Below are 18,173 nucleotides of genomic sequence, written 5' to 3' on the forward strand. Positions count from 1 at the left end.
TTCAACCAAGTCCAGGAGTTACCCATGATATTCGCCACCACCGACCTGTGCGACGCCAACGAGCCGGCCATCGCCGCCGGCACGCTGCGCGTGCTGGCGCCCGTGTTCGCGCGGCAGCTCGGCAAGCGCGCCACGTTCGCGGGGCAGGCCGCCACGCTCAAGGTCTTCGAGGACAACTCGCTGGTGCGCGCGGTCCTGGAGACACCGGGCGAGGGCCGCGTGCTGGTGGTCGACGGCGGCGGCTCGCTGCGCTGCGCGCTGGTCGGCGGCAACCTGGGCCAGCTTGCCGACAAGAATGGCTGGGTGGGCATCGTGGTCAACGGCTGCGTGCGCGATACCGACGAACTCAATGCCTGCGAGGTGGGCGTGCGGGCGCTGGCCGTGCATCCGCAGAAGAGCCAGAAGCGCAACGTCGGCGAGCGTGAGGTCGCCGTACAGATGCCGGGCGGCGTGGTGCATCCCGGCGACTGGATCTATGCGGATGCCGACGGCGTGCTGGTTGCCGACAAGCCCCTCCATGCAGGCTGAAGATGCCGCTGGTCTTCGTCTATGGAACCTTGCGCGCCGGCGAGGTCAACGATCTGAATACCGCTGCGGCACGCCATGGCATCGCCGCTCCGCGCTGCCTGGGCAGCGGCACGGTGGCGGGCCGTCTCTATGACTTCGGCAGCTATCCCGGGCTGGTCGCCGACGGCGCCGCGGGAGCGGTGCTGGGCGATATCTACGAGGTCGACGAGGCGCTGGTGCCGGTGCTCGACGAGATCGAGGAGGTCTATCCCGGCCAGGCCACGCTGTTCGTGCGCACCACCATGCCGGTAGCGCGCCCCGGCGGGGCGCCGCTGGACTGCCTGATCTATCCGGTCGACGCCGCGGCTGCCGCCGCGCTGCCGCGCATCGAGAGCGGTGACTGGGTGGCCTACCGGCGCGCGCGCGACCAAGCACCCGCCTGACGCTTCGTCTGTCGGCGGCACCGGCGGCACCGCAACGACCGATCCGTTTCAAACGGCTGTCCGGGCTGCCTGCCCGGCCGCCTTCCGGTTAGCATGGGCAACCCTGACATCCGTTGATGTAAAGGAAGCCCATGCCCCCACCTTCTACTCCCGCCTTCGTGCCGCTTAAGGAACCGAAGCCATCCCCGGCGGCCGGGCCGCCCGGCCAAGGCGCGCCAGGCGGTGTCCGCATCGCCGCCGCGCGGGCCTTTGCCGTGATGTCGGGCGACGTGCGCCTGGCCGGCCGCATCTGGGAGCGTCCGGGGTGTCCCGTGGTGGTGCTGGTGCATGGATACCCGGACAACAGCCATGTCTGGGATGGCGTGGCGGCCTGCCTGTCGAGCGCTTTCGAGGTGGTCGTCTACGATGTGCGCGGCGCCGGGGCCTCCGGCGCTCCGGCGGGGCGCGATGGCTACCGCCTGCAATGCCTGGCCGACGATTTCATCGCTGTGCTGGATGCCGTGTCGCCACAGGGGCCGGTGCATCTGGTGGGCCATGACTGGGGCTCGATCCAGAGCTGGGAATTCGTCACCGATGCGCGCCTGCGCGGGCGCATCGCCTCCTTCACGTCCTGCTCCGGGCCGTGCCTGGATCACGTCAGCCTGGCGCTGCGCGAGCGGGCCGGGCGCCCCACGCCGGGTGCGCTGTTGGCCTCGTTGCGCCAACTGATGGCGTCCTGGTACATCCTCTTCTTCCATCTGCCCTGGCTGCCTGAATGGAACTGGCGGACCTGGCTCGGACGTCACTGGTCGCGCTATCTGCGCCTGAGCGAGCGGGTCGAGGTCGGCGCCAGTCTCACCCAGGCCGAAGACGGCTGCCGCGGCGTGGCACTGTACCGCGCCAATTTCCTGCCGCGCCTGCGGGCGCCGCGCCAGCGCTACGCCCATGCACCGGTGCAATTGATCGTGCCGACGCTCGACCGCTATGTGCGTCCCGCACTTTTCGACAAGCTGCCGCGCTGGGTGCCGTCGCTATGGCGGCGCGAAGTCGAGGCGCGGCATTGGCTGCCGCTGTCCGACCCTGCCGGCATGGCCGCGATGGTGCATGAGTTCGTCGAGCATATCGAGGGCGCCGAGGCGAGTGCCGCGCTGCTTGCCGCGCATGTGCAGCGAGCGGCTTGACTGGTACCTCGTTTTTTTTGCGATATGAAAAGAGGTTCTGTTCGGCAAAAATGCACGGGTGCACGGTGCTGGCGTCCTATCTCATGATGGAGGACTGCTTGCCATATCATGAAATGATTTCTGTAACTATTTGATTTTTATAAAAAATAAAACTGTCTGTTTGACACCTATGACGCTTGTTGCGGCGCGGGATGGTTTTCTAAACTCTTATATAAGACACATGACCTGACGCTCGGAACAGGCACCGCTGGCTGGCCATCAGCGCCAACGGATGCGGGGCGGCAGGTCGGACGGCAGGCTGGCGCCCCGCGCCGATCCAACGAGTTTTCTTCGCCATACCCTCAAACGTCATTGGAGAGCGAACATGTCCCGCGAACTCGAAGCGCAGAAACTGCAGAATGACTGGGAAACCAACCCCCGCTGGAAAGGCATCAAGCGCAACTTCAGCGCCGAGGACGTGGTGCGCCTGCGCGGCTCCGTGCAGATCGAGCACACCCTGGCCCGCCGCGGTGCCGAAAAGCTGTGGCACCTGCTGAACACCGAGCCCTTCGTCAACACGCTGGGCGCGTTGACCGGCAACCAGGCCATGCAGCAGGTCAAGGCAGGCCTCAAGGCCATCTACCTGTCGGGCTGGCAGGTCGCCGGCGATGCCAACCTGGCCGGTGAAATGTACCCCGACCAATCGCTGTATCCGGCCAACTCGGTGCCGATGGTGGTCAAGCGCATCAACAACACTTTCCAGCGTGCCGACCAGATCCAATGGAGCGAAGGCAAGGGCGACACCGACTTCTTCGCGCCGATCGTGGCCGATGCGGAGGCCGGATTCGGCGGCGTGCTGAATGCTTTCGAACTGATGAAGTCCATGATCGAAGCCGGCGCCGCCGGCGTGCACTTCGAAGACCAGCTGGCTTCCGTGAAGAAGTGCGGCCATATGGGCGGCAAGGTGCTGGTGCCGACCCGCGAGGCCGTCGCCAAGCTGACCGCCGCGCGCCTGGCCGCCGACGTGTCGGGCGTGCCGACCCTGGTGATCGCCCGTACCGACGCGGAGGCCGCCGACCTGCTGACCTCCGACGTGGATGATCGCGACAAGCCCTTCTGCACCGGTGAGCGCACCGTCGAAGGCTTCTACCGTACCCGTGCCGGCATCGAGCAGTCGATCGCCCGTGCCCTGGCCTACGCCGAAGTAGCCGATCTGGTGTGGTGCGAAACCGGCAAACCGGACCTGGAATTCGCCAAGAAATTCGCCGAGGCCGTGCACGCCAGGTTCCCGGGCAAGCTGCTGGCCTACAATTGCTCGCCCTCATTCAACTGGAAGAAGAACCTGGACGATGCCACCATCGCCAAGTTCCAGAAGGAACTGGGCGCGATGGGCTACAAGTTCCAGTTCATCACGCTGGCCGGCTTCCATTCGCTGAACTACTCGATGTTCAACCTCGCCTACGGCTATGCCCGCAACCAGATGAGCGCCTTCGTCGAACTGCAGGAGAACGAATTCGCCGCCGCCGAGAAGGGCTTCACCGCCGTCAAGCACCAGCGCGAAGTCGGTACCGGCTACTTTGACGCCGTGACCCAGACCATCGAAGGCGGCCAGTCGTCGACCACCGCGCTGAAGGGCTCGACCGAGGACGAGCAGTTCTTCGAGGACAAGAAGAAGGTCGCCTGACTTTCCGCAGCCGATCATCACCACACAGTGGCCGGATGCCTGGTGCATCCGCCTGCCACGCCAGGGAGCGCGCGACCATCGCGTTTCCTTTTTGGGCGCCGCGCCGTGTCTCTCTCAGGACGGCGCGGTTTTTTTGATGTATCGCATGGCGTCCCGCGCTGGCCGGGCTCGGGCGATTGTGATGATTTTGGTAATTGTCACAATTTGCAACAATTCAAGGTATCGGGTTTCGATTCTGTGGCGCCAGAGGTATCCTCTTGTGCGCATCTTTGCGCACATATACCACAATAAGCAGGCCGCTTCGTACCGATGGGTGCGGATGCCTGCACTCTCCAGGGCCTAGAACCATGAAGACTCCCGCAATCCTGGCCGCGGCGGCTGCCGCAGTCATGTTGAGCGCTTGCGCCGGCACCGATGTGAACGGCATGGTGGGCGCCGGCAGTGCGCTGCTGAAGGCAGCCACTCTCAGCGACGCCGATGTCAAGAGCCTGTCCGACCAGGCGTGCGCCGAATCGGACAAGACCAGCAAGATCGCCGCCGCGAACAGCGCTTATGGCAAGCGCCTGGCCAAGATCATGACCGGCCTGACCACCGCCGACGTCTCCAACGTCAATGCCAAGGTCTACCTGACCAAGGACGTGAACGCCTGGGCGATGGCCAACGGCTGCGTCCGTGTCTACAGCGGGCTGATGGACATGATGACCGACGATGAGGTACGTGGCGTGCTGGGCCATGAACTGGGCCACGTAGCGCTGGGCCACACCAAGAACAAGATGCAGGTGGCCTATACGGCGATGGCGGCGCGCGGCGCGCTGGCGGCGTCCGGCAATGGCGCCGCGGCAGCGCTGTCGAACTCGCAGCTCGGCGAGCTGGGCGAGGCCCTGGTCAACGCGCAGTTCTCGCAGACGCAGGAAAGCGCGGCCGACGATTACTCCTTCGACCTGCTGAGCAAGAACAAGGCCAACACGCGCGGCCTCGTGACCGCCTTCCAGAAGCTGGCCAAGCTCGACGGTGGCAAGTCGAGCATGTTCTCGTCGCATCCTGGCTCGGACGACCGCGCCAAGCATATCGAAGACCGCATCCGCAAGGCCGGCTGAGCGCCGTCGTCCCTGCAGGTGAAAAAGGCCGCACCGTGCCACGGTGCGGCCTTCTTTCCATGTCTGCCGGCGATCCGGTGATGCGGCGGCGAGCGGGGCTCAGCGATAGACGATGACCGGGATCTCGCTGTGCGTCAGCACCTTCTGCGTCTCGCTTCCGAGCAGCAGGCCGGACAGGCCGCGCCGGCCGTGCGAGGCCATCAGGATGACGTCGCAGCCATGGCGTTCCGCGGCATCGATGATGCCGAGGTAGGGCACGGCGAAGGTGGTCATGTCGGAATCGAAGGGAATGCCTGCCGCTGTCGCGGCCGTTTCGACTTCCTTCAGGTACAGCCTGGCCTGGTTCTCGATGCGGTCTTTGAAGGCCTGCGGCGCTTCCACCACGATCTCGCTGAAGGGGGTGTAGGGATACTCCTCCAGGCAGACATAGGCGGTGACGCGCGCGCCGATCGCCTTGGCCAGTTCCAGGCCGCCGTTGATGGCCTTCTTCGAGAGTTCCGAACCGTCGGTCGGCAGCAGGATGTGCTTGAACATACGAGGCTCCTCCTTTAGGGGGCGATAGTCAGGACGGGTGCCGGTGCCGCGATCCTGGCGCAGGCCGGGGCGGTCCGGGCAGGGGCGCCCGCCCGCAGGCCGGGAGGCACTCCTTCCTTTTCATTGTAGACAGGGTGGCGAGTACGGCATTGCGCTAGATCAATGCCTTGAACGCCACCCCGCCGGCGCCCCTTCAGCCGGCCACCGCCTGGACCGCGGCCATCGGCTTGCCGGCCAGCTCCGCGCGACGCCAGTAGGAGGGGTTGCCGTAGGTGTTCTTGAGGTGGTCGATGAACAGGCGGACCCGCAGCGGCAGGTGCTTGCGCTGGGGGAAGACCGCATGGATGCCGATCGGCGGCGCCTGGAACTCATCGAGCACGGTCACCAGCCGGCCACTGGCGATCTCATCGCCCACTTCCCACCAGGAGCGCCACGCCAGGCCGTGTCCCTGCAGGCACCAGCTGTGCAGCACCGCGCCGTCGGTGCATTCCATGGTGCCGCCGACCTTGATGGTGACGGCACGCTCCTTGTGCTGGAATACCCAGCCGCGCTGCACGTTGGCGCTGGCGCCGAAGGACAGGCAATTGTGGCGGGCCAGGTCCTCCGGCTGCTGCGGCACGCCGCGCCGTGCCAGGTAGTCGGGCGACGCCACCACCACGCGGCGGTTTTCTGCCAGCCGGATCGAGACGAGGCTCGAGTCGGGCAGGTCGCCCAGGCGGATCGCGCAGTCGAAGCCTTCATTGATGAGGTCGACCAGCCGGTCGGAGAGGTCCAGCGTGATGCTGACGTCGGGGTGGGACTCGATGAACAGCGGTACCAGCGGCGCCACGTGCTTGCGGCCGAAGCCGGCCGGGGCGGTCACGCGCAGGTGTCCGCTGGCCTTGACGCCGCCGGCGGAGACGCTGGCCTCGGCATTGTGCAGGTCGTTGAGGATGCGCTGGCAGTCCTCGAGGAAGGCCGAACCCTCGAAGGTCAGGCTGATCTTGCGCGTGGTGCGCAGCAGCAGCTTGACCCCCAGACGCTCCTCGAGCGCGTCGATGCGGCGCCCGATGATGGCCGGCGCCACGCCCTCGGCCGCGGCGGCCGCCGACAGGCTGCCGCGCGAGGCGACCGAGACAAAGGTCTCCAATTGCTTGAAATGATCCACGAAACCTGCCAGTGAGTGCCGATGGCGGCACCCCAGGGGGCGTGCGCCGAACGGTGGAGAAGTTTTGGGTGCGGATTATCGGTTCCGCCCGCTCAGATTAGTGTTGCAAAAGTAAAAGATCAAGTGACCCGCTTCGTCTTTGTCGCAGTGCAGCGCTTTCATACAATCTTCTGCATTCCACCGTGTACAGGCCCACGCAGCGTCAGGGGTCGCACGGAACGCAGCGCCGCCAAGCCGCCCGACTCATTTCGATATCGCTTGATACCGCCCATGAACAAGATCCGCGCAGTCGTCTTCGATGCCTACGGCACCTTGTTCGACGTTTACTCCGTCACGGCGCGGGCCGAGCAGCTGTTCCCCGGCAAGGGAGAGGCGCTGGCGCTGCTCTGGCGCGACCGCCAGATCGACTATTCGCGCATCCGCAGCCTGGCCGCGCCGGACGGCGCCCGCTACAAGCCCTTCTGGGACCTCACCGTGGATGCGCTGCGCTATGCCGCCGAGCGCCTCGAACTGTCCCTGGACGAGGCCGCCGAAGCGCAACTGCTGAAGGAGTACGCCTGCCTGTCGGCATTCCCGGAGAACCTGGGCGCGCTCAAGCGGCTGCGCGCAGCCGGCCTGCCGCTGGGCATCCTGTCCAACGGCAATCCGCAGATGCTGGACATCTCGGTCAAGAGCGCCGGCATGCAGGGATTGTTCGACCATGTGCTGTCGGTCGAGTCCGTGCGCCTGTACAAGACCGCGCCGGCCGCTTACGGACTGGCGCCTGCCGCCTTCGGCCTGGCGGCGCAGGAGATACTGTTCGTGTCGTCGAACGGGTGGGATGCCTGCGGCGCCACCTGGTTCGGCTACACCACTTTCTGGATCAATCGTGCCGGCCATCCGCCGGAGCGGCTGGACGTATCGCCCTCCGGTGCCGGGCACGACATGAACGACCTGCTCGCATTCGTCCGCGCCGCCGGCGTGGCGGTGTAAGAGCGGGCAACCCCGACCATCCCATCGATCACAGGAGAACACTGATGGCTATCACGCTGCCCGCGGGCATGAAGATTACCGGCGAGATCCTGCCGGCCTACGAAGACATCCTCACGCCGGAAGCGCTGGCCCTGGTGGACAAGCTGCACCGCGCCTTCGAGCCGCGCCGCCAGCAACTGCTGGCCGCGCGCGTCGAGCGCGCCAAGCGCCTGGACGCCGGCGAACGCCCCGATTTCCTGCCCGAGACCAAGGCCATCCGCGAAGGCGACTGGAAGGTCGTGCCGGTGCCGCCCGCACTGCACTGCCGCCGCGTGGAGATCACCGGCCCGGTCGAGGCCAAGATGGTGATCAACGCCTTCAACTCGGGTGCCGACAGCTACATGACGGACTTCGAGGACTCCAACTCGCCGAACTGGCACAACCAGCTGCAGGGCCAGGTCAACCTGAAGGCCGCCGTGCGCCGCACGCTGACGCTGGAGTCCAACGGCAAGCAATACAAGCTGAACGACAAGATTGCCACGCTGCAGGTGCGCCCGCGCGGCTGGCACCTGGACGAGAAGCACGTCACCATCGACGGCCAACGCGTCTCGGGCGGCATCTTCGACTTCGCGCTCTTCCTGTTCCACAACGCCAAGGAGCAGATCGCCCGCGGCGCCGGCCCCTTCTTCTACCTGCCGAAGATGGAAAGCCACCTGGAAGCGCGCCTGTGGAACGACATCTTCGTGATGGCGCAGAACGAGATCGGCCTGCCGCAAGGCACCGTCAAGGCGACCGTGCTGATCGAGACCATCCTCGCCGCCTTCGAGATGGAAGAGATCCTGTACGAACTGCGCGAGCACAGCGCGGGCCTGAACGCCGGCCGCTGGGACTACATCTTCTCCTGCATCAAGAAGTTCAAGAACGACAAGGACTTCTGCCTGGCCGACCGCGCCAAGGTGACGATGACCTCGCCGTTCATGCGTGCCTATGCGCTGCTGCTGCTGAAGACCTGCCACAAGCGCGGCGCGCCCGCGATCGGCGGCATGAGCGCACTGATCCCGATCAAGAACGATCCGGAGAAGAACGCCATCGCCATGCAGGGCATCATCAACGACAAGAAGCGCGACGCGACCGATGGCTACGACGGTGGCTGGGTGGCCCACCCGGGACTGGTCGAGCCGGCCATGAAGGAGTTCGTGGCGGTGCTGGGCGACAAGCCCAACCAGTTCGAGAAGCAGCGCCCGGACGTCGAGGTGAAGGCGTCCGACCTGCTGGACTTCCAGCCCGAAACGCCGATCACCGAAGCCGGCCTGCGCATGAACATCAACGTCGGTATCCACTACCTGGGTGCCTGGCTGGCCGGCAACGGCTGCGTCCCCATCCACAACCTGATGGAAGACGCGGCCACCGCCGAGATCTCGCGCTCGCAGGTGTGGCAGTGGATCCGCTCGCCCAAGGGCAAGCTGGAAGACGGCCGCAAGGTGACCGCCGAGATGGTGCGTGCGGCGATCCCCGAGGAGCTGGCCAAGGTCAAGGCATCGGTCGGTGGCGACACCAAGACCTACGACCGTGCCGCTGAGATCTTCGAGCAGATGTCCACCTCGGAAGGCTTCGCCGAGTTCCTGACGCTGCCGCTGTACGAAGAAATCTGAGTGCCGGCCGCCCCGTCCCGGCGGGGCACGCCCGCGCGGACGCCGGCCCGATGAGAAAAACCCCGCGGTGCGCAGCCGCGGGGTTTTTTCATGGTGCCAGGATCAAGCCTTGGCCTTGTTGTAGCTGGCGAAGACCGTGGCGGTACCGTCCGCCTTGACCAGCAGTACGTCGTAAGGGTCCTTGCGCGGTCCCTGGTCCATGCCGGGCGAACCGAGCGGCATGGCCGGCACCGCCAGTCCGGCCGCCTTGGGCTGTGTGGCCAGCAGGCGCCGGATATCGGCCGCCGGCACATGGCCTTCGATCGCGTAGCCGGCCACCAGGCCGGTGTGGCAGGAGGCGAAGCGCTCCGGCATGCCAAGGCGCTGGCGCCACGGGCCGGTGTCCTCGACGTTCTGCGTGCTGACGGCGAAGCCGTGGTCGCGCAGGTGCTTGACCCAGTCTTCGCAGCAGCCGCACAAGGGGCTCTTGTAAACGGTGATGGCCGTGCGCGCCGGACCTTGCGCCAGCGTGGCCAGCGGACTCAGGGCGACGCCCAGTGCCAGGGACTGCAGCAGGCGCCGGCGTCGCGGCCGCATAGTGCCGTCGTGCCTCATTGCGCGACCCAGCCGCCGTCCATGTTCCAGATCGCGCCGCGCACCTGGCGCGCTGCTTCGCTGGCGAGGAACACCGCCAGCGCACCCAGTTCGTCCGGCGTGACGAACTGGCCCGAGGGCTGCTTCTCGATGACGAGTTCGCGCTTGGCCTGTTCGACGCTGATGCCGTCGCGCTGGGCACGCGCTTCCACCTGCTTCTGCACCAGCGGCGTCAGCACCCAGCCCGGGCAGATCGCGTTGGCGGTGATGCCGGTCTGCGCGGTTTCCAGCGCGGTCACCTTGGTCAGGCCGACGATGCCGTGCTTGGCGGCCACGTAGGCGGACTTCTGTGCCGAGGCGACCAGGCCGTGCGTGGAGGCGATGTTGATCACGCGCCCCCAGTTCTTCTGCCGCATGCCGGGCAGGGCCAGCCGCGTGGTATGGAAGGCCGAGGTCAGGTTGATGGCGATGATGGCGTCCCAGCGTTCGGGCGGGAAGTCCTCGATGCTGGCGACGTGCTGGATGCCCGCATTGTTGACGAGGATGTCGGCGCCGCCGAATTCCGCCTCGGCATAGCGCATCATGTCCTCGATTTCCGACGCCTTGCTCATGTCGGCACCGTGGTAGCCCAGGCGGATGCCTTGGCCGGCCGCCGCGATCTGCTGCCGGGCCCCGTCGGCGTCGCCGAAACCGTTGACGATGATGTTGGCGCCTTGCGCCGCCAGGGCCTGGGCGATGCCCAGTCCGATGCCGCTGGTGGAACCCGTGACCAGCGCCGTCTTGCCTTGAAGCATGGGAGTCTCCATCGAAAGTCGCGCGCCGGCCGGCATGCCGGCGTGCAGAAGTCGGTTGCTGCTGCGAGTGCTGTGGCATTGTAACCGCCGGAGCGTACAATCCAGTTTTGCTCAACGTCGGTGCCGCATCCTGCTGTGGGCCGCTTTGCCAGGGAGTCCAGATGTCCGCCAGCCCGCGCCTCGGCTTCGTCCAGTGCTTGAGCCCGTCGGGCCTGCATCGCATGGCGTACCACGAATGGGGGGACGCCGCCAATCCGCGCGTGCTGGTCTGCGTGCATGGACTGACCCGCACCGGACGCGATTTCGATGCGCTGGCCCGTGCCCTGTGCGGCGACTACCGCGTGGTCTGTCCCGACGTGGCGGGACGAGGCCGTTCCGACTGGCTGGCCGACCCGCATGGCTATGTGCTGCCGCAGTACGTGGCCGACATGGTGACGCTGATCGCGCGCCTGAACGTCGAGCAGGTCGACTGGTTCGGCACTTCGATGGGCGGGCTGATCGGCATGGCGCTGGCCGGCTTGCCGAAGTCGCCGGTACGCAAGCTGCTGCTCAATGATGTCGGCCCGCGCGTGGCGCCATCGGCGATCGAGCGCATCGGCGCCTACCTCGGCCTGCCGGTACGTTTCAAGACCTTCGAGGAGGGGCTGGCCTACCTGCAGACCATCAGCGCCTCCTTCGGCCGCCACACGCCGGAGCAGTGGCGCGAACTGAACGGCGCGATCCTGAAGCCGCTGCAGGGTGCCCAGGGCCTGGAATGGGGTTTGCATTACGATCCGTCGCTGGCCGTTCCCTTCCGTGAGACCACTCCCGAAATGGTGCAGGCCGGCGAGGCGGCGCTGTGGCGGGCTTTCGAAGCCATCCAGGCCCCGCTGCTGGTGGTGCGCGGCGCCCAGTCGGACCTGCTATTGCGCGACACCGTGGCGGAGATGGAGGCGCGTGGCCGCCAGGTGAGCGCGGTGGAGGTGCCGGATGTGGGGCATGCGCCGACGTTTATCGACCCGGCGCAGATCGCCCTCGCGCGGGCATTCTTCCTGGCCTGAGGCGACGCTTGCCACGGTACCTGGGCTGGCGCCGGGAAGCAGTAACTGACAACGACAATGGAATCCAAGGTCGCGGCGGGCCGTCCGCGGGCGGCCGCCGCAGAACGTAAGCGTGATAAAGCATGAGCGACAATGAACTGAAACGTGCCCATGTGGGCAAGCGCCTTTCCGAATATGCCGTCTACAACGGCGTGGTCTACCTCGCGGGCCAGGTGCCGGAAGTCGAACCGGAGGCGGATATCCGCGGCCAGACGCAGGAAGTGCTGGGCCATATCGACCGCCTGCTGGCGGAGGCGGGCAGCGACAAGACGCGCATCCTCTCGTGCCAGATCTTCCTCAAGGACGTCGACCAGATCGGCGCCATGAACGAAGTGTGGGACGCCTGGGTGCCGCAGGGCAACACGCCCCCGCGAGCCACCGTGGAGGCGCGCCTGGCCAATCCCGACTACCTGATCGAAGTGGTGGTGACCGCCGCCCTCAAGTGAGCGCAGGCAGGTGCAGTTGATATGGTGACACCGACGGAACTTCCAGGCCAGGTGGCCGGCACGCCGGACGCCGGCCTGGTGGTGCGCGCGCTCGCCTTCGTGCGTGCGCGGGGCGCCGGCGCGGAGCTGCCGACCGGCGAAAGCGTGCTGTCGCATGCCGAAGGCATGCTGCGCATCCTCGACGGCCTGCGCGTGGACGATGCGGCGCGCGCCGCCGCCTGCCTGTTCCCGGTGGCGGCCTACGTGCCGGGTTGCGAGGCAGACATCGAGGCCGATTTCGGCGAGGAAGTGGCGCGCCTGGTCAAGGGCGTGCGTCAGTTGCTGCGTATCGGTGCGATCGCGGTGACGCAGGCCGAGGCGCAGGAGCCGGGCAAGAACGAACGCGAGGCGCGCCACGAGCAGGTGGAGGCGCTGCGCAAGATGCTGCTGGCGTTTGCGCAGGACATCCGCGTGGTGCTGGTGCGTCTTGCGTCACGGCTGCAGACACTGCGCTGGCTGGCGCAGGCCAAGCGCGCGCCGCTGCCCGGCGTGGCGCGCGAAACGCTGGATATCTACGCGCCGCTGGCCAACCGGCTCGGCATCTGGCAGATGAAGTGGGAGCTGGAAGACCTGGCTTTCCGTTTCGAGCAGCCGGACACCTACAAGCGTATCGCGCGCCTGCTCGACGAGAAGCGCATCGAGCGCGAGGGCTACATCGCCAGCGCGATCGCGCGCCTGCAGGCGGAGCTGGCGGCGGCGGGGATCCGCGCCGATGTCAGCGGCCGGCCCAAGCACATTTTCAGCATCTGGAAGAAGATGCGCGGCAAGGAGCTGGACTTCGCCGACCTCTACGATGTGCGTGCCTTCCGCGTCATCGTCGACGATATCAAGGACTGCTACGCGGTGCTCGGCATCGTGCACCACATCTGGCAGCCGATCCCGCGCGAGTTCGACGACTACATTTCGCGGCCCAAGCCCAATGGCTACAAGTCGCTGCACACGGTGGTGATCGGCGACGACGGGCGCGCCTTCGAGGTGCAGATCCGCACCCAGGAGATGCATCATTTCGCCGAGTACGGCGTCGCGGCGCACTGGCGCTACAAGGAGGCCGGCAACAGGGGCTACAGCGGCCAGTTCTCGGCGGACGAGCGCTATGACGAGAAGATCGCCTGGGTGCGTCAGCTGCTGGCCTGGAAGGATGATGCCGATCACACCGTGGCGCACGAGGACTCCCCCTGGGAGCAGCTCAAGCATGCCGCGATCGACGATCACATCTACGTGCTGACGCCGCAGGCACGCGTGGTGGCGCTGCCGCAGGGCGCCACGCCGGTCGATTTCGCTTATTACCTGCACACCGACCTTGGCCATCGCTGCCGTGGCGCGCGCGTGGACGGCGCCATGGTGCCGCTGAACACGCCGCTGAAGAACGGCCAGACCGTGGAGGTGGTGGCAGTCAAGCAGGGCGGACCGTCGCGCGACTGGCTCAACCCCGAGCTGGGCTATCTCGCCAGCGGCCGCGCACGCGCCAAGGTGCGGGCCTGGTTCAATGCGCTGGACTCGCAGGAAACCATCGCCCAGGGGCGCGCGCAGGTCGACAAGACGCTGCAGCGCGAGGGCAAGACCGCCGTCAACCTCGACGACCTGGCCGCGCGGCTCGGTTTCAAGGCTCCGGACGAGCTGTTCGCGGCGGTGGCCAAAGAGGAGTTCAGCCTGCGCCACGTGGAGCAGGCGCTGCGCCATCCGGCCGGCGAGGTGCAACCGCACATCAGCGAAGAGGACGCCGTTACCAAGAAGAGCCGCGCCACCAGTGTGGCGCGCGGCGCCAAGAGCGGCGTGCTGGTGGTGGGGGTCGATTCGCTGATGACGCAGATGTCGCGCTGCTGCAAGCCGGCGCCGCCCGACGATATCGTCGGTTTCGTCACACGCGGGCGCGGCGTTTCCATTCACCGCCGAACCTGCCCGACCTTCCTCCAGTTATCGGCCCGCGCGCCCGAGCGCGTGATCCAGACGGAGTGGGGCAAGAAGAGCGACGCCGTCTACCCCGTCGACATCCACGTGGAGGCGGTCGACCGCCAAGGCCTGCTGCGCGACATCTCCGAGGTGCTGTCGCGCGAGAAGATCAATGTCACGGGCGTGAAGACGCTGTCGAGCAAGGGCGTCGCGCGGATGCAGTTCACGGCGGAGGTCGCCGAGGCGACCCAGCTCCAGCGCGCGCTCGCTTTGATAGAAGATGTGGTTGGGGTGTTGCAAGCGAAAAGAAAGTGATGTTATACTTTCAGCTTCGCTAGGCTCGTAGCTCAGCTGGTTAGAGCACCACCTTGACATGGTGGGGGTCGTTGGTTCGAGTCCAATCGAGCCTACCAACGAATGCAGTAGAAGGTAGTAAAAAGGTAGGGCAGGAAGGCGGCGCGCAGTGGTGGCGCCGCCGGTAGTGAGCAGTATAAGCAGTGCAATAGGCTCGTAGCTCAGCTGGTTAGAGCACCACCTTGACATGGTGGGGGTCGTTGGTTCGAGTCCAATCGAGCCTACCAACGAATCATGTAGTACAGGCAGCCTGGCGGTAATGCCGGTTGCAAAGCCGGTTCAACCCAATAAAGAACGGAAAGGCGCCATGGTTATGACACCGCGAACTACTACCGCTGATCAGCGACAGTAGTCGAGGTGCGCCTTCGTCCCGGTCCTGCCGGGTTTGAATCGAAAAAGAACGCAGCCTTGGCTGCGTTTTTTTTCGTCTGTCGCTTGTCGGCTACCTGTTAAGCTGCCCGCTTTCCGCCTGGTTGCCTGGAGGGATCGGGTGGAGTTCCCGCAGTCCGCGCCGTGCCGTATCCCGGGCATGGGTGGGCGCCACGAGATGCTTTATCCGCCTGCCGGCCGGCGCCGGGCAGTCGGATTCCTGATGAGGTGCAAGATGATCGCAATCACGCTGCCGGACGGTTCCCGCCGCGAGTTTCCCGGCCCGGTGACGGTGGCCGAAGTGGCGCAGAGCATCGGCTCGGGCCTGGCCAAGGCTGCCCTGGCCGGCAAGGTGGATGGTCGCATGGTCGACACCAGCTTCACGATCGACCGTGACGCGTCGCTTGCCATCGTCACCGAGAAGGATGCCGACGGCGTCGATGTGATCCGCCACTCCACTGCCCACTTGCTGGCCTACGCCGTCAAGGAACTCTATCCTGAGGCGCAGGTGACGATCGGGCCGGTGATCGAGAACGGCTTCTACTACGACTTCGCCTATAAGCGCCCGTTCACGCCCGAGGACCTGGCTGCCATCGAGAAGAAGATGGTGGAGCTGTCGCGCAAGGACGAGAAGGTGGTGCGCGAGGTCTGGAACCGCGACGAAGCGGTCGCGCTGTTCGAGTCGATGGGCGAGAAGTACAAGGCGGAGATCATCGCCTCGATCCCTGCCGACCAGGAAATCGGCCTGTATCGCGAAGGCAAGTTCGTCGACCTGTGCCGCGGTCCGCACGTGCCGTCGACGGGCAAGCTCAAGGTCTTCAAGCTGATGAAGGTGGCCGGTGCCTATTGGCGCGGCGACGCCAACAACGAGATGCTCCAGCGCATCTACGGCACGGCCTGGGCCAGGAAGGAAGACCAGGAGGCCTATCTGCACATGCTGGAAGAGGCCGAGAAGCGCGACCACCGCAAGCTGGGCAAGACGCTTGATCTGTTCCATCTGCAGGAAGAGGCGCCGGGCATGGTCTTCTGGCACCCGAAGGGCTGGCAGATCTGGCAGGCGGTCGAGCAGTATATGCGCGGGCGCCTGGGCGAGGCCGGCTATCAGGAGGTGCGTACGCCCCAGGTCATGGATCGTTCGTTGTGGGAGAAGTCGGGCCACTGGCAGAACTACAAGGAGAACATGTTCGTCACGGAGTCGGAGAAGCGTGACTACGCGATCAAGCCGATGAACTGTCCCGGCCATGTACAGATCTTCAACCACGGCCTGCGTTCCTATCGCGACCTGCCGCTGCGTCTGGCCGAGTTCGGTGCCTGCCATCGCAACGAGCCGTCCGGCGCGCTGCATGGCCTGATGCGCGTGCGCGGCTTCGTGCAGGACGATGCCCATATCTTCTGCACGGAAGAGCAGATCGTCGCGGAAGCCAAGGCATTCAACGAGCTGGCGTTCTCCGTCTATGACGATTTCGGCTTCAAGGACGTGGCGGTCAAGCTGTCTCTGCGGCCGGAACAGCGGGCCGGATCGGACGAAATCTGGGATCACGCCGAAGAGGGCCTGCGCCTGGCGCTGCGTGCCTGCGGTGTGGAGTGGGAGGAGCTTCCGGGCGAGGGTGCCTTCTATGGCCCGAAGGTCGAATACCACATCAAGGACGCCATCGGCCGCTCTTGGCAGTGCGGCACGCTGCAGCTCGACCTGGTGCTGCCGGAGCGCCTGGATGCCGAGTTCGTCGCTGAGGACAATTCGCGCAAGCGCCCGGTCATGCTGCACCGGGCCATCCTGGGCTCCTTCGAGCGCTTCCTGGGCATCCTGCTGGAAAACCACGCCGGCGCGCTGCCCGCCTGGCTGGCGCCGGAGCAGGTGGTGGTGATGAATATTGCCGACTCCCAGGCCGAGTATGCGCAGGGCATTGCGCAACTACTGCAAAAACAAGGGTTTAGGGCCAAGGCGGATTTGCGTAATGAGAAAATTACGTATAAAATCCGCGAGCATTCCCTTCAGAAGATCCCCTACCTGCTGGTAGTGGGCGACAAGGAGCGGGATGCCAATCAAGTGGCCGTGCGTGCCCGTGGCAACGTGGATCTGGGTGTGATGCCCGTCTCCGCGTTCGTGGAGCGTCTGCAACAGGACGTTTCCAGCAAAGCCTGAAGGGTAGGGAGCACGGCTCGTTTTTTTGTCTTCTTGAGGTAACGCAACATCGCTACAGACAAAGGTCACCGCATCAACCGGGAGATCAGCGCGCCTGAGCTGCGGCTGGTAGGGGTTGATAACGAGCAGCTGGGCATCTTCAAGTTCATTGAAGCGCTGCGCATGGCTGAGGACAAGGACTTGGATCTGGTGGAGATCGCGCCCAACGCGAGCCCGCCCGTAGCCCGTATCATGGACTACGGCAAGTTCAAGTACGAAGAAGCCAAGCGCGCACACGAGGCCAAGCTGAAGCAGAAGATCATCCAGGTCAAGGAAGTCAAATTCCGGCCGGGTACGGATGACGGCGACTACAACGTCAAGCTGCGCAACTTGAGGCGCTTTCTTGAGGATGGCGACAAGACCAAGATCACGCTGCGTTTCCGCGGCCGTGAGATGGCGCACCAGGAAATCGGTGCACGCATGCTCGAGCGCTTGAAGGTAGACCTGGAGGAGTTCGGCCAGGTCGAGCAGATGCCTAAGATGGAAGGCCGCCAGATGGTGATGGTGCTGGCGCCCAAGAAGAAGAAGTGAGTTTTGCGCGGCGTGCCGCGGTGCCAGTCACCGCGGCACGGAGCGCGAAGCGTGCGCGGGCCTGGCGGTCCGCGTGCAAAACAAGTGGATGCGGGTCTTGCAAGCGTCGGCGCCAGCCGGCCACCTGCATGCATGTCAGAGAGCTGGAGTTTTTCATGCCGAAGATGAAGACCAAGAAAAGCGCTTCCAAGCGCTTTACTGCGCGTCCGAACGGTTCGTTCAAGCGTGGCCAGGCCTTCAAGCGTCACATCCTGACCAAGAAGACCACCAAGAACAAGCGTCAACTGCGCGGCACCCAGGACGTCCATGAGACGAACCTGAAGTCGGTGCGCGCGATGATGCCGTACGCATAACCCTGACGAGATCGAAAGGAGAGTTACATGCCTCGAGTCAAACGTGGGGTCACTGCACGGGCCCGTCACAAGAAAGTCATCGACGCTGCCAAGGGTTACCGCGGCCGTCGCAATAATGTCTATCGCATCGCCAAGCAGGCGGTCATGCGTGCCGGCCAGTACGCATACCGCGATCGCCGCAACAAGAAGCGCGTGTTCCGCGCGCTGTGGATTGCGCGTATCAATGCTGCCACGCGCGAGCATGGCATGACCTACAGCGTGTTCATGAACGGCCTGAAGAAGGCTTCGATTGAACTGGACCGCAAGGTGCTGTCGGACATGGCTATCCATGACAAGCCTGCCTTTGCCGCCATCGTCAACCAGGTGAAAGCCACCGTTGCCTGATGCCGGCGCCGGGAATGCGTAAGCG

General features: G+C 65.4%; 18 protein-coding genes and 2 tRNA genes. 16 read left to right on the plus strand and 4 right to left on the minus strand.

Annotated features, from left to right (window positions below; all coding sequences use genetic code 11):
* Positions 1 to 24 precede the first annotated feature (24 nt).
* The 5 genes from rraA to BKK79_RS18890 all read left to right on the plus strand — a co-directional run bounded on the left by rraA (position 25) and on the right by BKK79_RS18890 (position 4,870).
* Positions 25 to 528: a ribonuclease E activity regulator RraA gene (gene rraA / locus BKK79_RS18870; RefSeq protein ID WP_071013649.1), complete on the plus strand. Its 504-nt coding sequence runs from the start codon at positions 25 to 27 to the stop codon at positions 526 to 528.
* A gap of 2 nt (positions 529 to 530) precedes the next feature.
* Complete coding sequence (locus BKK79_RS18875) at positions 531 to 950, plus strand: gamma-glutamylcyclotransferase family protein (protein ID WP_071013647.1); 420 nt, start codon at positions 531 to 533, stop codon at positions 948 to 950.
* 131 nt (positions 951 to 1,081) lie between these two features.
* Positions 1,082 to 2,110: an alpha/beta fold hydrolase gene (locus BKK79_RS18880; protein WP_084084782.1), complete on the plus strand. Its 1,029-nt coding sequence runs from the start codon at positions 1,082 to 1,084 to the stop codon at positions 2,108 to 2,110.
* 364 nt (positions 2,111 to 2,474) lie between these two features.
* On the plus strand, positions 2,475 to 3,773 hold the full coding sequence (aceA, locus tag BKK79_RS18885) for an isocitrate lyase (RefSeq protein WP_071038231.1): 1,299 nt from the start codon (positions 2,475 to 2,477) through the stop codon (positions 3,771 to 3,773).
* A gap of 347 nt (positions 3,774 to 4,120) precedes the next feature.
* Positions 4,121 to 4,870, plus strand: a complete 750-nt coding sequence (locus tag BKK79_RS18890; RefSeq protein ID WP_083384109.1) for a M48 family metalloprotease — start codon at positions 4,121 to 4,123, stop codon at positions 4,868 to 4,870.
* A gap of 99 nt (positions 4,871 to 4,969) precedes the next feature.
* Here the strand turns inward: BKK79_RS18890 and BKK79_RS18895 are convergent, their stop codons facing one another.
* Both BKK79_RS18895 and BKK79_RS18900 read right to left on the minus strand, forming a co-directional pair.
* A complete protein-coding gene (locus tag BKK79_RS18895; protein WP_071013637.1) occupies positions 4,970 to 5,404 on the minus strand; it encodes a universal stress protein in 435 nt (144 codons plus the stop codon).
* 193 nt (positions 5,405 to 5,597) lie between these two features.
* On the minus strand, positions 5,598 to 6,551 hold the full coding sequence (locus BKK79_RS18900; protein ID WP_071013634.1) for a LysR family transcriptional regulator: 954 nt from the start codon (positions 6,549 to 6,551) through the stop codon (positions 5,598 to 5,600).
* A gap of 270 nt (positions 6,552 to 6,821) precedes the next feature.
* Here BKK79_RS18900 and BKK79_RS18905 point away from each other — a divergent pair, with 270 nt between their 5' ends.
* Entirely contained in the window at positions 6,822 to 7,523 is a 702-nt protein-coding gene (locus tag BKK79_RS18905; RefSeq protein ID WP_071038232.1) for a haloacid dehalogenase type II, read from the plus strand.
* Between the two features lie 44 nt (positions 7,524 to 7,567).
* Positions 7,568 to 9,154: a malate synthase A gene (aceB, locus tag BKK79_RS18910; protein ID WP_071013628.1), complete on the plus strand. Its 1,587-nt coding sequence runs from the start codon at positions 7,568 to 7,570 to the stop codon at positions 9,152 to 9,154.
* Positions 9,155 to 9,256: 102 nt separating this feature from the next.
* Here aceB and BKK79_RS18915 read toward each other — a convergent pair whose 3' ends face one another.
* A complete protein-coding gene (locus BKK79_RS18915; protein WP_071013626.1) occupies positions 9,257 to 9,730 on the minus strand; it encodes a DUF411 domain-containing protein in 474 nt (157 codons plus the stop codon).
* A gap of 14 nt (positions 9,731 to 9,744) precedes the next feature.
* Positions 9,745 to 10,521: a 3-hydroxybutyrate dehydrogenase gene (locus BKK79_RS18920; RefSeq protein ID WP_071038233.1), complete on the minus strand. Its 777-nt coding sequence runs from the start codon at positions 10,519 to 10,521 to the stop codon at positions 9,745 to 9,747.
* A 161-nt stretch (positions 10,522 to 10,682) separates the two neighbouring features.
* On the opposite strand from BKK79_RS18920, the gene BKK79_RS18925 reads away from it, so the two are divergent.
* The 9 genes from BKK79_RS18925 to rplT all read left to right on the plus strand — a co-directional run bounded on the left by BKK79_RS18925 (position 10,683) and on the right by rplT (position 18,148).
* Positions 10,683 to 11,561: an alpha/beta fold hydrolase gene (locus BKK79_RS18925; protein WP_071013620.1), complete on the plus strand. Its 879-nt coding sequence runs from the start codon at positions 10,683 to 10,685 to the stop codon at positions 11,559 to 11,561.
* Between the two features lie 122 nt (positions 11,562 to 11,683).
* On the plus strand, positions 11,684 to 12,046 hold the full coding sequence (locus BKK79_RS18930) for a RidA family protein (protein WP_071038234.1): 363 nt from the start codon (positions 11,684 to 11,686) through the stop codon (positions 12,044 to 12,046).
* Positions 12,047 to 12,067: 21 nt separating this feature from the next.
* Positions 12,068 to 14,290, plus strand: a complete 2,223-nt coding sequence (locus tag BKK79_RS18935; protein WP_071038235.1) for a RelA/SpoT family protein — start codon at positions 12,068 to 12,070, stop codon at positions 14,288 to 14,290.
* 21 nt (positions 14,291 to 14,311) lie between these two features.
* A tRNA-Val gene (locus BKK79_RS18940) sits at positions 14,312 to 14,388 on the plus strand.
* A 91-nt stretch (positions 14,389 to 14,479) separates the two neighbouring features.
* Positions 14,480 to 14,556 (plus strand) — tRNA-Val (locus tag BKK79_RS18945).
* Between the two features lie 377 nt (positions 14,557 to 14,933).
* Positions 14,934 to 16,841, plus strand: coding sequence for a threonine--tRNA ligase (gene thrS, locus BKK79_RS18950; RefSeq protein WP_071038236.1), 1,908 nt, complete (start codon positions 14,934 to 14,936; stop codon positions 16,839 to 16,841).
* Positions 16,842 to 16,889: 48 nt separating this feature from the next.
* Positions 16,890 to 17,411 (plus strand): translation initiation factor IF-3, encoded by a 522-nt coding sequence (gene infC / locus BKK79_RS18955; RefSeq protein ID WP_083384108.1) that lies wholly within the window; start codon positions 16,890 to 16,892, stop codon positions 17,409 to 17,411.
* Positions 17,412 to 17,566: 155 nt separating this feature from the next.
* Positions 17,567 to 17,764 (plus strand): 50S ribosomal protein L35, encoded by a 198-nt coding sequence (gene rpmI / locus BKK79_RS18960; protein WP_006575466.1) that lies wholly within the window; start codon positions 17,567 to 17,569, stop codon positions 17,762 to 17,764.
* Between the two features lie 27 nt (positions 17,765 to 17,791).
* Positions 17,792 to 18,148, plus strand: coding sequence for a 50S ribosomal protein L20 (gene rplT / locus BKK79_RS18965; protein ID WP_008650487.1), 357 nt, complete (start codon positions 17,792 to 17,794; stop codon positions 18,146 to 18,148).
* The last annotated feature ends 25 nt before the right edge of the window (positions 18,149 to 18,173 follow it).

Source organism: Cupriavidus sp. USMAA2-4 (genome assembly GCF_001854305.1).
Lineage (GTDB): Bacteria > Pseudomonadota > Gammaproteobacteria > Burkholderiales > Burkholderiaceae > Cupriavidus > Cupriavidus malaysiensis.

What these genes read in the sequence shown, in the direction of transcription:
- rraA (WP_071013649.1), top strand. Translation starts at nt 25, where the DNA reads ATGATATTCGCCACCACCGACCTGTGCGACGCCAACGAGCCGGCCATC.
- BKK79_RS18875 (WP_071013647.1), top strand. Translation starts at nt 531, where the DNA reads ATGCCGCTGGTCTTCGTCTATGGAACCTTGCGCGCCGGCGAGGTCAAC.
- BKK79_RS18880 (WP_084084782.1), top strand. Translation starts at nt 1,082, where the DNA reads ATGCCCCCACCTTCTACTCCCGCCTTCGTGCCGCTTAAGGAACCGAAG.
- aceA (WP_071038231.1), top strand. Translation starts at nt 2,475, where the DNA reads ATGTCCCGCGAACTCGAAGCGCAGAAACTGCAGAATGACTGGGAAACC.
- BKK79_RS18890 (WP_083384109.1), top strand. Translation starts at nt 4,121, where the DNA reads ATGAAGACTCCCGCAATCCTGGCCGCGGCGGCTGCCGCAGTCATGTTG.
- BKK79_RS18895 (WP_071013637.1), bottom strand. Translation starts at nt 5,404, where the DNA reads ATGTTCAAGCACATCCTGCTGCCGACCGACGGTTCGGAACTCTCGAAG.
- BKK79_RS18905 (WP_071038232.1), top strand. Translation starts at nt 6,822, where the DNA reads ATGAACAAGATCCGCGCAGTCGTCTTCGATGCCTACGGCACCTTGTTC.
- aceB (WP_071013628.1), top strand. Translation starts at nt 7,568, where the DNA reads ATGGCTATCACGCTGCCCGCGGGCATGAAGATTACCGGCGAGATCCTG.
- BKK79_RS18915 (WP_071013626.1), bottom strand. Translation starts at nt 9,730, where the DNA reads ATGCGGCCGCGACGCCGGCGCCTGCTGCAGTCCCTGGCACTGGGCGTC.
- BKK79_RS18920 (WP_071038233.1), bottom strand. Translation starts at nt 10,521, where the DNA reads ATGCTTCAAGGCAAGACGGCGCTGGTCACGGGTTCCACCAGCGGCATC.
- BKK79_RS18925 (WP_071013620.1), top strand. Translation starts at nt 10,683, where the DNA reads ATGTCCGCCAGCCCGCGCCTCGGCTTCGTCCAGTGCTTGAGCCCGTCG.
- BKK79_RS18930 (WP_071038234.1), top strand. Translation starts at nt 11,684, where the DNA reads ATGAGCGACAATGAACTGAAACGTGCCCATGTGGGCAAGCGCCTTTCC.
- BKK79_RS18935 (WP_071038235.1), top strand. Translation starts at nt 12,068, where the DNA reads ATGGTGACACCGACGGAACTTCCAGGCCAGGTGGCCGGCACGCCGGAC.
- thrS (WP_071038236.1), top strand. Translation starts at nt 14,934, where the DNA reads ATGATCGCAATCACGCTGCCGGACGGTTCCCGCCGCGAGTTTCCCGGC.
- rpmI (WP_006575466.1), top strand. Translation starts at nt 17,567, where the DNA reads ATGCCGAAGATGAAGACCAAGAAAAGCGCTTCCAAGCGCTTTACTGCG.
- rplT (WP_008650487.1), top strand. Translation starts at nt 17,792, where the DNA reads ATGCCTCGAGTCAAACGTGGGGTCACTGCACGGGCCCGTCACAAGAAA.